The following is a 15,834-nucleotide window of genomic DNA, read 5'->3' as shown; positions in this document are numbered from 1 at the left end:
GTCGCAAAGACGCTAAGAATTGCTTTGCGCCTCTGCGTCTTTGCGCGAAATTATTCTTACAGTCCATTTACGAGTCGTGTGATACCATCCTTAATCAGTGCTTCTCCAAAGTTAATTAGCAAGCCAAGTCGCTTATTAGCAAGGCGAAGATAGGTTAGCAGTTGCTTTTTGTGTACCGGATGAACTGCTTCCAAGGACTTAATTTCAATAATCACTTTGTTCTCAACGATCAGGTCTGCTCGAAAGCCTTCCTCCAAGGATACACCTTCATAAACTACCGGAATAGACTGCTGCCTTACTACCAAAAGCCCCCGCCTCGCCAACTCATAAGCCAGAACCGCCTCGTACACAGATTCAAACAACCCCGGTCCAAGCTTTGTGTGAATCTTGTACGCAGCATCAACAATCTCTTTTGAAATTTCATTCTCAGTCATCTAAACCGATCTCTTTGCGCCTTCGCGTCTTTGCGCGAAATCATCTTATGCTGGCTCTACCGCTTCTACCATAGGGAACATACGGTGTTTTGCCAAAAGTTTGACAAAAATTCTGGAATGCCGTTATTACGATTTGTATCCATAACTGTCAAAACGACTTGGGAAGCGATTGAGCGTGAAGGACAACTTGATCAGCAACAAATAGAACACAAGCAAAGAGAACTTTCTGCAAGATACATTAAGGTGATCGTTGAACTACTGCGTGATACAAAACAAAACAAGGATTTACTTCAACAAAAGATAGATAAAATTCTCAAAGAAGTCGCCGAAAAACTAATTTTAGAAGAAATCTCTCAAGAATCTTTCCGAACTTTTATGGAGGCTTACAAAACCACAAAAGATGCTATGGAACGCCAACCCCCGTTTGGGGGTATTCAAAATTAAAAATTCAAAAAACATAATTTTGAATTTTGAATCTTGAATGCGTAAATTGAAGCAAAGCGGCTAGGCTGGTCCCACAGCTTCTATTGCTGCTTCCAAGGCGATCGCTACATGAGTCCAATGGGTTCCACCTTGGCAATAAACGATGTAAGGTTCGCGCAAGGGACCATCGGCGGAAAATTCGGAGGTACTCCCCTCAATAAAAGTCCCGCCAGCCATCACGACTTTACTTTCATAACCTGGCATTTCATCTGGAATGGGGTCGAGGTACGAACCGATGGGTGAATGCTGTTGAATTGCCCGACAAAAGGCAATGAGTTTTTGAGCAGAACCGAGTTTAATTGCTTGAATGACATCCCGACGTGGAAGCAACGGTGCTGGATTGACTGGATAACCAAGTTTGTCAAATACATAACCAGTAAGGTGAGTCCCCTTCATCGCTTCTCCTACCATTTGCGGCGCGAGAAACAGCCCTTGGAACAGCAGGCGGTTTTGGTCAAAAGTCGCACCGCCATAACTGCCAATCCCAGGCGCGGTGAGGCGACAAGCAGCGGCTTCTACCAAGTCAGCGCGACCGGCGACATAACCACCAGCAGTGACAATGGTACCACCAGGGTTTTTAATCAAAGATCCAGCGATTAAATCAGCGCCAACGTGGGTGGGTTCTTGGGTTTCAATGAATTCGCCGTAGCAGTTATCGACAAAGCAGATAGTGTTGGGATTTTGCTGTTTGACTAAGTGGATAATTTTTTCAATTTCCGCTATAGATAGGCTAGGACGCCAAAAATAGCCACAGGAACGCTGAATGAGTACTAAACGAGTTTTTTCCTCCACCGCATGGCTTAAAGCTTGCCAATTTATGGTTCCTTCTGGAGTAAGATCTAATTGTCGGTAATGAATGTCAAACTCATTTAGTGAGCCTTGATTTTGACCTCGTAATCCAATAACTTCTTCAAGGGTATCGTACGGTGCGCCTACCACCGCTAGCATTTCATCACCAGGACGGAGAACACCAAATAGAGCACAAGCGATCGCGTGGGTTCCGGAAACAAACTGTACTCGTACAGTCGCCGCCTCAGCGCCCACCACCTCCGCAAAAAGTTTATCTAAAGTTTCTCGCCCTAAGTCGTCGTGTCCGTATCCTGTAACACCTGTAAAATGGTGTGCGCCGACTCTTTGATGGCGAAAGGCATTTAACACTCGTTGAACATTTTGCTTGACCTGAGCGTCAATTCCAGAAAAAATCTGTAACAGTGCCTGTTCTGCTTCATGCATCTGCTCCAAGCTGTCCATTAGTTCCTCTTTCACAAAAACTTAAGATTTGCGGATTTTTAAATCGCGCAGATTAGTCTGAACAATTCCTATTCAGGTTACTGCATGACAATTGCTACATCAACAAAACCCCAATTTAATTGGTTTCACATCGCATTTTTCGTTCCTTTGCACATCGGAGCTTTGTTGGCTTTGTTTCCAGCGTTCTTTAGCTGGAAAGCAGTCGGCGTGTGTTTGTTGCTTTACTGGGTAACTGGTGGCTTGGGTATTACCCTAGGTTTTCACCGCCTTGTCACCCACCGCAGTTTTCAAACTCCCAAGTGGCTAGAGTATTTTCTCGTTTTTTGCGGGACACTCGCCTGCCAAGGAGGACCAATCGATTGGATAGGAATGCACCGGATACACCATTTGCATTCTGATCAAGAGTTAGACCCCCATGATTCCAACCAGGGCTTTTGGTGGAGTCACATGGGTTGGATGCTTCATCATTCACCTGCTTTCGCGGAAGTTCCTCGCTTTACTAAAGACATTGCCGACGACCCAGTTTATCAGTTTTTACAGAAGAATATGGTTTTCATCCAGGTCGCCCTGGGTGTAGTACTGTTGTTGCTGGGTGGCTGGTCTTTTGTAGTATGGGGGATTTTTGTTCGCCTGATCTTTGTGTGGCATTGCACTTGGTTTGTCAACAGTGCTACTCATAAATTCGGTTATCGAACTTATGAATCAAGCGATCGCTCTACAAACTGCTGGTGGGTGGCGTTACTTACTTATGGTGAAGGGTGGCATAATAATCACCATGCCTTTCAGTACTCGGCTCGTCACGGGTTAAAATGGTGGGAATTCGACCTCACTTGGATGACCATTCAATTGCTACAAGTACTCGGTCTGGCTACGAATGTGAAGCTGGCACCAGAAAAGTAGTAAGCGGTCAGTAGTTAGCAATCCTTATCTTATCCAATTTTCAATGTAAAAGCCCGGTGGGCAGCTTCCCAAAGGGTATTTTGAATTGCTTACTCTCCCCCGCAGCTTCTGGACTACTGCTTAAGCATCGGCGGGGGTTTATTGCGGGTGCGCTGAGGTGCATTAGATTGCTATAATCCAAAGCGCGAATGTTACAAAACTTTGCGACAGCCACTTAGTTTAGTGATTTGGTAGTGAGGTTTGTTGTCTTTTCAGGTATTCATGACTACATCAACAATCAACAGCCAGAAGTCAGGTTATGACTTTGGCAACTCGGACTTTAAGCTAAAAGATATTATCAAAAGCCTGCCAAAAGAATGTTTTGAGCAGGATCGCCGCAAAGCTTGGACAAAAGTGCTACTCAGTGTCTTGATGGTTGGCTTGGGCTACTTCAGCCTCACCATTGCTCCTTGGTTTCTCCTACCCTTGGCATGGATTTTTACTGGCACTGCTTTGACCGGTTTTTTTGTCATCGGGCATGATTGCGCTCATCGTTCATTTGCCAAGCGTCGCTGGGTAAACGATTTGGTGGGGCATTTGATGATGATGCCGTTGGTTTATCCGTTCCACAGTTGGCGCATTCAGCACAATTATCACCACACTCACACGAATAAGCTGCATGAGGACAACGCTTGGCACCCAATCACCATAGAAGTTTTTGAAAATTGTGGAAAAATCCCGCAGTGGGGCTTCGAGCTATTTCTGCGCTATAAATTGTGGTGGATAGGCTCAATCGTTCATTGTGGAATTTTGCACTTTGATTGGTCTAGGTTCCGAGAAAAAGACCAATCCAGCGTGAAGTTTTCTGTAGCTGTGGTTGTTCTATTTGCCGCGATCGCTTTCCCAATTCTCATCGCCACAACGGGGATTTGGGGATTTGTGAAATTTTGGCTACTTCCGTGGCTGGTTTACCATTTTTGGATGAGTACCTTTACCTTGGTTCACCATACTGCTCCAGACGTTCCTTTTGTGGCAGAATCGAAGTGGAACCAGGCTCTAGCCCAGCTATATGGCACGGTTCATTGCGACTACCCCCGTTGGGTAGAAATCTTTTGCCACGATATCAATGTCCACGTTCCCCATCACATTTCGACTGCCATTCCTTCTTATAATTTGCGGATGGCTTATGGCAGTATCAAAGAAAATTGGGGAGCGTATCTGCATGATGAATGTCGGTTTTCTTGGTCTTTAATCAAGCGAATTACAGATCAGTGTCACCTGTACACAACCGATAGTAGCTATCAGTCTTTTAAAGAGTATTACGCAGGGCGATAAATACTGCTTCCTTAAAGCTTCACCATGAGCGCAACTTATGCTCATCAAGTCACTAGTACCGCAGGCGCGGAATTCACGCATTCAAAATTCACGCATTCAAAATGCTTACATCACAAAGTTTGTGCTGATGAGTGAATGGTGAAGCAGCGCTCTTGGTAGGGTTTCCCTCCGCAGGCGACTGCTGTAAGCGCAAGCGCACACTACGTGAACGCATGATTGCGTGCGCTTTGCGCATACCCGAAGGGTAGCTTTATTTCCCTGTCTTGTGTACTAGAGCGCGTTTTTTCTCGTGTCTGTGGATTAGGGATTGGGGACTTTTGCAGACTGTTCCCGAGTCCCTAGTCACCGTTAACAAAAAACGTGCAATTTGGACGCCGAACAACTTAAGGAAATTGCCACATACTAGCCTTCTGCAAAGATTTAGGCATTGCAGAGGTTACATTACATTGCCTAAAAAACTTAACACCCGTTTCATATTCCAATCACAGAATCAAGTGCAATCAAATACAATCAAATCAAACAATCCTCATCGTTTTGAATCATTTGAGGATAAAACCAAGCTGCCCTTCACTCTTCAAGATTTAAAAGCTGCAATTCCATCTGAATGTTTTCAGCCCAAAGTCGGGAAATCACTGTTCTATTTTTTTCGTGACATCCTGATTATCGGTCTGCTTTATGCAGTTGCTCATTACCTAGATTCTTGGTTTTTCTGGCCAATTTTCTGGGTCACGCAAGGAACGATGTTTTGGGCTTTGTTTGTCGTTGGACATGACTGCGGACACCAATCTTTTTCTAAGAAGAAATGGCTTAATGATTTGATTGGACATCTTTCCCACACACCAATACTTGTTCCTTACCACGGTTGGCGAATTAGCCATAGAACCCACCACAAAAATACTGGTAGCCTCGATAATGATGAAAGCTGGTATCCAGCAACTGAGTCAGAGTACAAAGGCGTGAATTGGGTGCATAATATAGGTCGAAATTACTTGTTTTTATTGGCTTATCCGCTGTATTTGTTTACGGGTTCTCCTAATAAACGAGGTTCTCACTTTTTACCTAGCAGCCGACTTTTCAAACCCTCTGAAAAATGGGATATCATCACCAGCACGACACTCTGGACTTTAATGGTAGCTTTCCTGGGTTTCCTTACCTATCAATGGGGTTGGATGTGGTTGTTGAAATACTACGTTGGACCCTATCTTGTATTTGTCATTTGGCTAGACTTGGTAACGTTTTTGCACCACACTGAGCCAGATATCCCCTGGTATCGTGGGGAAGATTGGACTTTCTTGAAAGGTGCTATTTCTAGCATTGACCGCGATTACGGTTTTATCAATCACATCCATCATGATATCGGTACTCATGTAGCTCACCATATATTTCTCAACATCCCTCACTACAATTTGAAGAAGGCAACTGAGGCGATTAAACCGATTATGGGTGAGTATTTCCACAAATCTGATGAACCAATTTTGACGTCATTATGGCGTTCTTGCAAGAACTGCCATTTTGTACCAGATACCGGAGGCAAGGTTTACTACACATCCCTGAAGAAATTAGCTAAATACGAATAAAAAATTAAGAGTGAGGAGTTAATGAAAATTCAAAACTCCTCACTCTCGTACAGACTTGCTAAATAAAGGCGTTTGTACAACTCGTACTTTTAAAACCGCCCATTTCCCTGCACAATATGCTTGACAGTCGTCAGGCTTTCTAGGCTAATCAATCCGCGTCTATGACCTTTTTGATTAGACATGCCTAGAAATACTGACTCTCCTCGTGACGGGTTGCGGGAAAAACGCGGGGAAGCGTTGATGTAGCTAGAGGCGCTGTTCACTCCTAAGGCAAACTGCCGACTTTCTTGGTAAGATTCGGTGACAATGCAGTCGGCATGACCACTGCTATACCGATTAATCCAGGAAATCGCATCCTCTAGACTATCTACCAATTTAAAAGCGACTGTCTTGGTTAAATAAGCGCTTTGCCACTCTCCATCCTTAACCAACTGTAACTGAGGAAAGGCTTCTACCAGTTCGGTATCTCCCTTAATTTCAAAGCCTTTTTCCTTTAAGCTATTCCACAATGTCGTTAAGGATGATGGCAAGGCTTGTCGGTGGATCAGGACTTTTTCAATTGCGTTCACCGGATCTGGTTCGCTTTGATGGCTATCTATAATCAGCCAGCGCACCATTTCTAAACTACCATTTGGCGACCAGTAAAGGTAACAGTTGCCTATAGCTGATTTTAGAACTGGCGAAGTGGAGTGGCGCACGACCTGCTGTATCAAGCTTGAACGTCCGTAGGGAATGACTAAATTCAAGCATTGGTCTTGCGTCACTATGTCCCGAATCGAAGTTCCATGTTCTTCTGTTATCAGCTGTAAACAACCTGCTGGTAAACCCACTTCAGTCACTGCACTCAGGAGTGCGTTAGCGATCGCCGCGTTAGAATGACTGGCTTCAGTACTCCCTTTAAGGATCAGACTGTTGCCGGTTTTGATACATAACCCTGCTGCGATCGCTCCCAACTCTGGAAACGCCTCATAAATAAACGCAATCACACCCAAAGGCATTAACTGCGTATAAGTCTGAGAGTCATCTAGTTGATAGTCACCGTGTCTGACTCGCCGCAGTGGATCTGATAATTCCCCCAGCCGTTGCAAAATGTCTACTGCCATCTCCAGCCGTTTTGGAGTCAGCTTCAGCCAATCCAGAATTAAATCTGGCACTGCCATTTCCCGACTTGCTTCTAGATCCAAGGTATTTGCTTCTAGAATGTCGTCAAATGACCGTGTTATCGCCTCTGCCATTGCCAACACGGCGCGACTTCTGTCTGCTCCTTTTGTGGTTCCCAACTTGAGCGCAGCGTGATGAGCGCGTCTTGCGCTGGCAATTGGTTCTGGGTTTTCATCAAAAGCATCCACTGTCCGCATCGTTATCGTCGGTAGGTAAGCCAGACCATGAGTGCTGGCAGAATTGCCAACAGCACAGCTACCATTGCCCAAGCAATAATGCTATATCCATTTGCCAATCGTAGTGCCAATGGTAACCATATAATCACTAGCACGAAAATAATGCCAAGCGCTACGGGCAAATAGCTTTCTCCTAACCGAGGATGGACAACTTGCCAAATACTCCCTGTCCAGCGCCAAGCTCGCTTGTAGGGATAGGTGGTGGAAAGCTGCTCCAGTACGTAACCATTATCTTCCACCACGAAGATTTGCTGACAGCGATCGCAACCAAATGCTTCTGTCAGTGTAATCGGAATTAACCGCCCCCGACGACGACAGGGACACGGGTATTCGCTATTGAAGTCAATTTTGTCTGCTTTTTGAGGTTGCACAAGCGAACTTTTAACTTGAGCGTGTTTGTCCTAAGTTAGTGAGGATAGCATCCTTTCATCTATGTCTTTCAGGCTGGCTACCCTCCCATGACCTTCCGTTATAACATTAGTCAGTTTGGGTTGCTCATTGCCCTTGGACATATTTTTTCTAAATTCAGTGGCAAAACAAGTTTGGCACTCTAAGGTTTTGAAATTTATTGTGTCATTTTAAGTTTGAAGTATGTACTCTCAAATCAGAAAACTTTTGATTCTTAGCCTTTCTACTTCATTCTTTACTTTCGTCACCCTGAATTAACTGTAGTGCATCTTACAAAAAACTCGTTAGCTACACTTAAATATTATTATGAATGATGAATTCCTATTTTTGTAATTTCGTGAGGCTAATAACGTCACTTCTTTACAAAATATTTCATCATTTTTTTTTATCTTTCACAAGCGGGTAACGCGATTCGAACGCGCGACATTCACCTTGGCAAGGTGACGCTCTACCACTGAGCTATACCCGCAATACTCAACTTTTATTTAATATCTCAGATAATTCATGGTTTGTCAACACCTTTTTTGTTTATTGCCGTGAGTCCTTTGTCATAAGTTATCGAACAAAGGACTCATGACAATAAACTATTCTGCTGGCAATTCTCCTATGCTGGCACTTTTGAGCGATGCTGGCGAAAGAGAATTTCCAGAAAAAGGTTCTTGGAGGTTAGAACGCAATTGCCGCATGAGGCTAGCCATTTCCAAAGCACTCATGGCGTACTCCCAGCCAAGATTGCTTTTAATGCCTGCTCGTTCTAAAGCTTGCTGCATGGTATCTGTTGTCAAAATGCCGAAAATCACAGGTACACCTGTTTGAAAAGCAGCAGCAGCAACGCCCTTGGCGACCTCAGAAGAGACATAATCAAAATGAGGCGTTTGCCCTCGGATAACGGCTCCCAGACAAATGACCGCATCATAACGACCAGAAAGCGCTACTTGGCGAGCCACAACTGGAACTTCAAAACTGCCTGGTACCCAAACATAGTCTACTTGAGAGCCGTGAGGATTGACATCAACACCGTGGCGTTTCAAGCAATCTTGACACCCCTCCAGCAGCTTGGTGGTGACGAGGTCATTGAATCGACCAATAACCACTGCAAACCGCAAAGGTTCTGTCTGAGTAAAAGTTCCCTCGAAAACTGCCATAACTGCCTCTAAATCATCTATACTTCTTGCCAATATACATTTGTTCTGCAAAAAGTATAGAAGCAGGAGAGCAAACAAACATGAAAGCTTAGGAAAACGCGGCGACGTAGACAAGGAAAATATCCCTAAACCTGCGTGTCGCCGCGTCTTTGGTGCTCGTGAGTTTCTATGGTATTTGCCAGCGCTATCAAAAAAGTAGTCGTTTAGACTACGAAAAAGCTTAATGCACCGACTAAAAACACTAAACCAATCCAAGCTCCTGAACCAATCCACAGTAGCCTTTTAGATTCATTCCAGTTTTGTGGAGTAGCATACGCAACAGGAACGCCAACCACTAGGACAAAAGACAGGGCAACTAAAGCTAATAAAGCAACTTGGAATACAATTGTCATCTTCCCTTCTCCCAAAACAGCAAACGAGTTACTAAAGATAGAATATTGTACAGACCAACACTGACAGTTTTTCCTTATTTGTTAAGCTAGCAGAAAATTGACACACTTTAGTCATAGATCAAGAAGAACTCAGAACTCAGAACTTAGAATCCAGAATGGTTCTTGTGGAACTGGGTATTACATTAGAATACACATTAACTAAACCTATTTAGAGAAATATTGTGAGTTCTAAGTTCTCAATTATGAGTTTTGCTCAACACTGAACAATGGACTTAATTCTGTGCCATACAACGGCTGATTTTGACTCGTTAGGAGCAGCGGTAGGGCTATCACGCCTGTTACCTGGAAGTAAGATTGTCCTAAGCGGTGGTTCTCATCCACCTGTAAGAGATTTTTTGGCGCTGCATCGGGATGAGTATCAGTTGATTGAACGGCGTTCGGTCAATCCCAAGGAAATTCGTTCTTTAATTGTGGTGGATACGCAACAGCGCGATCGCCTAGGTAAGGCAGCCGAATGGTTAGATTTACCCCATATTAAGGAAATTATCATTTATGACCATCACCAAGAACAACTTGGGGATATTCCCGCTACAAAAGTACACATTTCCCCGGTTGGAGCCACAACAACTCTGGTTGTCGAGCAATTGCAAAAACAACAAATTTCCCTCACAAGTGCAGAAGCAACCGTGATGGCTTTGGGTATCCATGTGGATACTGGTTCTCTGACATTTGACTATGCCACACCACAAGATGCCTTAGCCTTGGCTTGGTTGATGCAACAAGGGGCAAGTTTGTCAGTTGTGAGTCAGTACGTTGATCCTGGTTTGTCTCCCCAGTTGCAACAACTCTTAAAGCTAGCGCTGGAAAAACTACAAACCATATGCGTTGGGGGATATAAAATTGCTTGGGTGACTCTGAAAACAGATAATTTTGTGCCAGGGTTATCGAGTCTCGCCTCGCAGTTGGTAGAGTTAACAGAAATAGATGCCTTACTGCTTTTGAATGAATATCCTCTCTCCGAAGGTGAATCACGCTTAATCGTGATCGGCAGAGCGCAAATTCAAAGCATCAATCTTAACGAATTATTCCAACCCCTGGGCGGGGGTGGACATTCCCAAGCAGCTGCGCTGAATTTGCGAGGGGTAAACGCTGAGGAAATATTAAACCAACTTCTTGAGGGAATAAAAGCGACAATTCCCCACCCGCCTACCGCCAGAGACTTGATGTCTTCTCCTGTGCGCACCATTCGTCCAGAAACCACAATTGCCGAAGCACAGCGCACTTTGTTGCGCTACGGACACTCGGGTTTATGTGTCGTTGATGCCGAAGGGAAACTAGTAGGTATTATTTCGCGAAGGGATTTAGATATTGCCCTGCATCACGGCTTTAGTCATGCTCCTGTCAAGGGCTACATGACAGTCAATATGAGGACAATTACCCCAGATACCACATTGCCAGAAATCGAGTCGCTAATGGTGACATACGATATCGGACGCCTACCAGTATTAGAACATGGGCATTTAGTAGGATTTGTTACCCGTACTGATGTTTTGCGCGAATTACATCAGAAAGAGGAGAGGGGGAAAGGGAGAGAGGCGGGAGGGGGAGAAAAAAATATTAAATCTCCTACCCTAGGTGAGTTACATTCGCGGCTTGCGCCCCAGTTGTGGCAATTGTTGACTAAAGCATCACTAGAAGCAGAAAAACGCGGTTGGCATCTTTACCTTGTTGGGGGAGCAGTACGCGATTTGCTACTCGCTGAAGAAGCAACAGGCACTTTGCTGATCAAAGATATTGACTTAGTCGTTGATGGCTTTCACAAATCTGCTGATGTGGGTGCAGGTGTCGAATTAGCAAAGGCACTACAGCAAATTTACTCAAGTGCACGTCTAGAAATTCATGGCGCTTTTCAAACTGCGGCTTTGCTGTGGCACAAAGATCCAGAATTAGATTCTTTGTGGGTTGATATTGCGACTGCCAGAACAGAATTCTATCCTTATCCAGCGGCAAATCCTGAAGTTGAAGCGAGTTCGATTCGTCAAGACCTGTATCGCCGAGATTTTACCATCAACGCAATGGCACTGCGGCTGACGCCTCCCCGTGCTGGTGAATTACTCGACTTTTTTGGTGGGTTGGTGGATTTACAGGCAAAACAAATTCGAGTGTTACACGCTAACAGTTTTATCGAAGATCCCACCCGCATCTATCGCGGCGTACGCTTTGCTATGCGACTGGGATTTCAGTTAGAGGCTCAAACAGAAGAGTATATCCGCTATGCGATCAACAGCGGCGTTTACGATCGCACTACCCGAGAAAATAGCAGAACTCCCGCACTGCAAACTCGACTGAAAGCAGAATTGAAACATATCCTGGAAGCTGCCTATTGGAAGCCTGCTTTGCAGTTACTTGCTGACTTAGGGGCGTTACAGTGTATCCATCCCACTCTCAAGCTAGATGAGGAACTTTTACGGCAATTACGTTTGTTAGAGCGCTGTTTGCGGCGGTTTGACTCCCAGCAAACCCTCATCCACTGGCAAATGCGCTTGGAAGCTTTAATAGCCCACTTAGCACCAGAATACCGAGCGCGTGTGGCAAGAAATTTGCAATTGCCGGACGATAGCATTGCTAGGCTAGATAATATAGCACAAGTACAATATATAGTCAACAAAATGACCTCCACGCCCTTTGTAGAAGCACAGAGGGGAGGAGGTGTAGCGTTTGAGGAGAAAATTCGTCCCAGTCAGGTGGTGCAGTTGCTGCGGCAATACGATGTGCCAATGCTGATTTTAATTGCCGTGCAAAGTCCAGGAGTCATCAGGCGCAAGATTTGGCAATATTTGACTATCTGGCGTAACGTGCAGCCTATTTTAAATGGCAATGATCTGCAACAAATTGGCTACAAACCAGGACCGCAGTATCGACAGATGCTAGATGATTTACTTGCTGCAACTTTGGATAAGGTGATTTGCAACAAAACGCAGGCTGAGGAGTTTTTGGCTCAACATTATCCTCGATGAAGTCACGATGCAATTTTATACATGAGACCATGAGGTAGGAACAGTCGCCAGAAAATCCGCAGCAGTGTATGTCGTGCCATTCATCAACCAAACGGCATCTTGTCCTGTTTGGGAATTGCGCCAGAAGATATCGCTCTTGCCATCGCCATTAAAGTCGGTAATGCTAGCATTCCAGGCTAGGGGAACATTGGGTAGAAACTCCGCAGCGGTATACTTGATGCCATCTATCAACCAAATGGCATTTTGTCCTGTTACGGAATTACGCCACAAGATATCGGTCTTGCCATCACCATTAAAATCACCGATATTAGCTTTCCAAGCTGCGGGAACATTGGTGGGCAGAAAAGCCGCAGCAGTATAGTTGTTACCATCCATCAACCAAATACCATTCTGTTCTGTGTTTTCATTGCGCCAGAAGATATCGGTTTTGCCATCACCATTGAAATCGGCAATCTGATACTTCCAACCTGGGACAGGAACGGATGTTAAAGGACTTTCATTAAAGTTAGCACCATTGTTCAACCAAATCTTATTCTCTCCTGTTAACTCATTGCGCCAGAAGATATCAGCCGTGCGATCGCCATTGAAATCAGCAATGCTATACTCCCATTCTTTGTCAAGCCTTGGTACAGAGGGTTGCTCGATTATGTTGGTGCCATTGACCGTCAACCAAAGCTTATTCTCTCCTGTGTCAAAATTGTGTAAGAAGATATCGCTGCTACCATCGCTATTGAAATCGCCAGTACTGTAATCCCAAGTTTTGCCGGAAAGACTTGGCAAAAAAGCTGCAGCACTATAGGTAGTGCCATCCATTAGCCAAACAGCGTTCTCTCCTGTGTCAGAATTGCGCCAGAACAGATCGGTTTTGGCATCATTGTTGAAATCGCCAATAGTGTAATCCCAGGCTATGGGAACAGGTGGTTGCACAAATTCCGCAGACGTATAGTAGTTTGGTTTGGTACCACTCATCAACCAAATACCGTTCTCACCTGTGTCATCATTGCGCCAGAAGATATCAGTCTGGCCATCGTTATTAAAGTCGATTATGGTCGCTGCATCTTTGATAAGCGAATTGGGATTAGGGTTGACGGTTGTTGACATAGTTTTTGTGTATAACTAGTAACGAAAAAATCGATCCTAACCCACATTTTCGTCTCTGTTATATCGGTTTTTACGGATATGCAAATAACTCCTAATACCGTTTTATCGGAATTCACGGATTCAAAATTTACGCCTTATCCTCCCTGCCCCCCTTGTCTTCTTTGTCCCTTCAACAATTGATATCTTTAAAGGCAACTCGATATAACCCAATACGGTTGAGTTAATGATTGTTGGTGATAACAAAAGCGAGTACGTATCGACACACCTGTAGAGACGTTGTATGCAAGGTCTCTACAGGTGTTTTGGTCTTATTTGAACTGTATTGTGATATGAGGGAGTACCAAAAAAGAAATTATCTATTATGTAGGGTGGGTTACGGCGCACGACAGTTGAGGTTTTACATACAGGACTTGCATTGCGCCGTAACCCACCATTGTTTTGGAGAGTACTACAAATTGGAGATTTTTTTAATTGGAAGTCCCTAAGTACAAGATTGCATAAGTTCGTAGCGTTATGATTTGTAGTTGCGCTAGGTGCGTAGATGCCTATCCCTTACGGGACGCTTTGTGACTGTGCGGCTTCCGTAGGGTAGGCAACGCAACGACAAGCTGTTATTGCGATACGAATTTATGAAATGCAGTACTAAGTAAGGTACAGTGGCAAGATGCAAACCTGTTGTTAAATTTCACTGGCTATACTTCATCCAGTTGCAAATCGCGCTATTTCCAGGCTTCAGCCGAAAACTTGTGACAAGTTGCACCCACTAGCGTGACTTCTATCCGTGATTGTACGCCTTCAGCAAGTCAGGCCATTTGAGCCTTTTTCAAGTTTGAAAATGCTTAAAAAATCAATACTTTTAGCTGAGAATTTAGCTTATGAACTTAGAACAAACCTCAGCTATAGACCAAAACTGTAGTATCGGTAGATGCTATCGGTAGATGCTATCGGTAGATGCGAAATGATTTACTTGCTGCTACGTTGGATAGGATAATTTGCAACAAAACGCAGGCTAAGAAGTTTTTGGCTAAACATTATCCTCGGTGAAGTCACTCGTAATAATTTAATCCTATGCAGGAGACCACGATGTGGGAACGGTTGCCAGAAAAGCCGCATCGCTGTATGTTGTGCCATTCATTAACCAAACGGCGTTCTCTCCTGTGTCATCATTGCGCCAGAAGATATCGCTCTTGCCATCACCATTGAAGTCAGCAACGCCAGCAGTCCAGGCTTCGGGAACATTGGGTAGAAACTCCGCAGCGGTGTAGGTGGTACCATTCATCAACCAAATAGCATTATCTCCTGTTACAGAATTGCGCCAGAAGATATCGCTCTTGCCATCATTATTAAAATCACCGGTATTAGCGTCCCAGTCTGCAGGAACATTGCTGGGTAGAGAGGTTTGATTCTGATTCGTTATGGTGGTACCATCCATCAACCAAATGTTAGTATTTCCTGTGTCATCATTGCGCGACAAGACATCGGTCTTGCCATCACCATTGAAATCGGCAATGCTATATTCCCAACCTGTACCAGTAAGGGACGGCAAAGAAACTGGATTGGCGAAGCCATTACCATTGTTCAACCAAACACTATTTTCTCCTGTTGAAGGATTGTTCCAGAAGATATCAGCCTTGCCATCCTTATTGAAATCAGCAATCTGATTCTCCCATTCTTTCGCAAGAGGCGATAGATTTGCTTGACCGGTGACGTTGGTACCATCGACAAACCAAACGCGATTCTCTCCTGTTGACTCATTGCGCCAGAAGATATCGCTGTTACCATCGCCATTCACATCAGCAATGCTCGCCTTCCAATCTTTGGGAAGAGTTTGTGGCAGAACAACGTTACTACTAATGTTAGTGCCATTCATTAGCCAAATGGCGCTCTGTCCTGTGTCCTCATTGCGCCAGAACAGATCGGTCTTGCCATCCTTGTTGAAATCACCAATAGTATAATTCCAGCCTGTGGCAAAGGTTTCCACAAATTCCGCAGAGCTATAGTAGTTTGGTTTGGTACCACTCATTAACCAAATACCGTTCTCACCGTTGTTATTGCGCCAGAAGATATCAGCCTTCCCATCATTATTGAAATCTATTGTGGTCGCCGCATCTTTGAATAGGGCATTAGGATTAGGGTTGACTGTTGTTGACATAGTTTCTGTGTATAACTACTGACTAAACAAACATTAATGATAAGCATAACCATTTTTCTCTGTGCAATTTTTTTAACAAATTCTGGGAACTTCACAAAATCTTTGTCATTTTTAAGCAGCTTTCCGGAATGCATTGCTACTATGATGTAGCTAGTATCAAACCTCAACACGCTTCAAACGAAATAACTGACATGAAGTAGTCGCAAAGAACCGTTGCACAGAAGGCGGCGGATGTGAATTGAAGAAAATCACAACCAACAAGT

The 15,834-nt window shown here is 44.3% G+C and carries 13 protein-coding genes and 1 tRNA gene; 5 read left to right on the top strand and 9 right to left on the bottom strand.

Annotated features, from left to right (window positions below; genetic code table 11):
* Nucleotides 1-56 precede the first annotated feature (56 nt).
* Entirely contained in the window at nucleotides 57-434 is a 378-nt protein-coding gene (locus ACM0OZ_RS13795) for a GxxExxY protein (RefSeq protein WP_414583386.1), read from the bottom strand.
* A gap of 117 nt (nucleotides 435-551) precedes the next feature.
* On the opposite strand from ACM0OZ_RS13795, the gene ACM0OZ_RS13790 reads away from it, so the two are divergent.
* Nucleotides 552-878 (top strand): hypothetical protein, encoded by a 327-nt coding sequence (locus tag ACM0OZ_RS13790; RefSeq protein WP_414583385.1) that lies wholly within the window; start codon nucleotides 552-554, stop codon nucleotides 876-878.
* Between the two features lie 60 nt (nucleotides 879-938).
* Here the strand turns inward: ACM0OZ_RS13790 and ACM0OZ_RS13785 are convergent, their stop codons facing one another.
* Nucleotides 939-2,168 carry an aminotransferase class I/II-fold pyridoxal phosphate-dependent enzyme gene (locus ACM0OZ_RS13785; protein WP_414583384.1) on the bottom strand — a complete coding sequence of 410 codons (1,230 nt, stop codon included), beginning with the start codon at nucleotides 2,166-2,168 and terminating at the stop codon, nucleotides 939-941.
* A gap of 84 nt (nucleotides 2,169-2,252) precedes the next feature.
* Between ACM0OZ_RS13785 and ACM0OZ_RS13780 the strand changes: the two genes are divergently transcribed.
* The 3 genes from ACM0OZ_RS13780 to ACM0OZ_RS13770 all read left to right on the top strand — a co-directional run bounded on the left by ACM0OZ_RS13780 (nucleotide 2,253) and on the right by ACM0OZ_RS13770 (nucleotide 5,959).
* Nucleotides 2,253-3,068 (top strand): acyl-CoA desaturase, encoded by an 816-nt coding sequence (locus tag ACM0OZ_RS13780; protein WP_414583383.1) that lies wholly within the window; start codon nucleotides 2,253-2,255, stop codon nucleotides 3,066-3,068.
* 261 nt (nucleotides 3,069-3,329) lie between these two features.
* Complete coding sequence (locus ACM0OZ_RS13775; RefSeq protein ID WP_414583382.1) at nucleotides 3,330-4,382, top strand: fatty acid desaturase; 1,053 nt, start codon at nucleotides 3,330-3,332, stop codon at nucleotides 4,380-4,382.
* Nucleotides 4,383-4,876: 494 nt separating this feature from the next.
* Complete coding sequence (locus ACM0OZ_RS13770; protein WP_414583381.1) at nucleotides 4,877-5,959, top strand: fatty acid desaturase; 1,083 nt, start codon at nucleotides 4,877-4,879, stop codon at nucleotides 5,957-5,959.
* A gap of 89 nt (nucleotides 5,960-6,048) precedes the next feature.
* Here ACM0OZ_RS13770 and ACM0OZ_RS13765 read toward each other — a convergent pair whose 3' ends face one another.
* The 5 genes from ACM0OZ_RS13765 to psbZ all read right to left on the bottom strand — a co-directional run bounded on the left by ACM0OZ_RS13765 (nucleotide 6,049) and on the right by psbZ (nucleotide 9,301).
* Entirely contained in the window at nucleotides 6,049-7,317 is a 1,269-nt protein-coding gene (locus tag ACM0OZ_RS13765; RefSeq protein ID WP_414583444.1) for a glutamate-5-semialdehyde dehydrogenase, read from the bottom strand.
* Nucleotides 7,318-7,319: 2 nt separating this feature from the next.
* Nucleotides 7,320-7,727, bottom strand: a complete 408-nt coding sequence (locus tag ACM0OZ_RS13760; RefSeq protein WP_414583380.1) for a hypothetical protein — start codon at nucleotides 7,725-7,727, stop codon at nucleotides 7,320-7,322.
* Between the two features lie 434 nt (nucleotides 7,728-8,161).
* A tRNA-Gly gene (locus tag ACM0OZ_RS13755) sits at nucleotides 8,162-8,233 on the bottom strand.
* 115 nt (nucleotides 8,234-8,348) lie between these two features.
* Nucleotides 8,349-8,909: a 6,7-dimethyl-8-ribityllumazine synthase gene (gene ribH, locus ACM0OZ_RS13750; protein WP_041034410.1), complete on the bottom strand. Its 561-nt coding sequence runs from the start codon at nucleotides 8,907-8,909 to the stop codon at nucleotides 8,349-8,351.
* Nucleotides 8,910-9,112: 203 nt separating this feature from the next.
* A complete protein-coding gene (gene psbZ, locus ACM0OZ_RS13745; protein WP_041035580.1) occupies nucleotides 9,113-9,301 on the bottom strand; it encodes a photosystem II reaction center protein PsbZ in 189 nt (62 codons plus the stop codon).
* A 266-nt stretch (nucleotides 9,302-9,567) separates the two neighbouring features.
* Between psbZ and ACM0OZ_RS13740 the strand changes: the two genes are divergently transcribed.
* Entirely contained in the window at nucleotides 9,568-12,318 is a 2,751-nt protein-coding gene (locus ACM0OZ_RS13740; RefSeq protein WP_414583379.1) for a CBS domain-containing protein, read from the top strand.
* A gap of 15 nt (nucleotides 12,319-12,333) precedes the next feature.
* On the opposite strand, the gene ACM0OZ_RS13735 is transcribed toward ACM0OZ_RS13740, so the two are convergent.
* Together ACM0OZ_RS13735 and ACM0OZ_RS13730 are read right to left on the bottom strand one after the other, a co-directional pair.
* Entirely contained in the window at nucleotides 12,334-13,419 is a 1,086-nt protein-coding gene (locus tag ACM0OZ_RS13735; RefSeq protein WP_414583378.1) for an FG-GAP repeat domain-containing protein, read from the bottom strand.
* Between the two features lie 1,066 nt (nucleotides 13,420-14,485).
* Nucleotides 14,486-15,571, bottom strand: coding sequence for an FG-GAP repeat domain-containing protein (locus tag ACM0OZ_RS13730; RefSeq protein ID WP_414583377.1), 1,086 nt, complete (start codon nucleotides 15,569-15,571; stop codon nucleotides 14,486-14,488).
* Between the last annotated feature and the right edge of the window lie 263 nt (nucleotides 15,572-15,834).

This window comes from Scytonema sp. PCC 10023 (assembly GCF_963920835.1).
GTDB lineage: Bacteria > Cyanobacteriota > Cyanobacteriia > Cyanobacteriales > Nostocaceae > Kalymmatonema.
The sequence above is the reverse complement of the archived record's forward strand: the minus strand, read 5'-3'. Positions and strand labels throughout refer to the sequence as shown.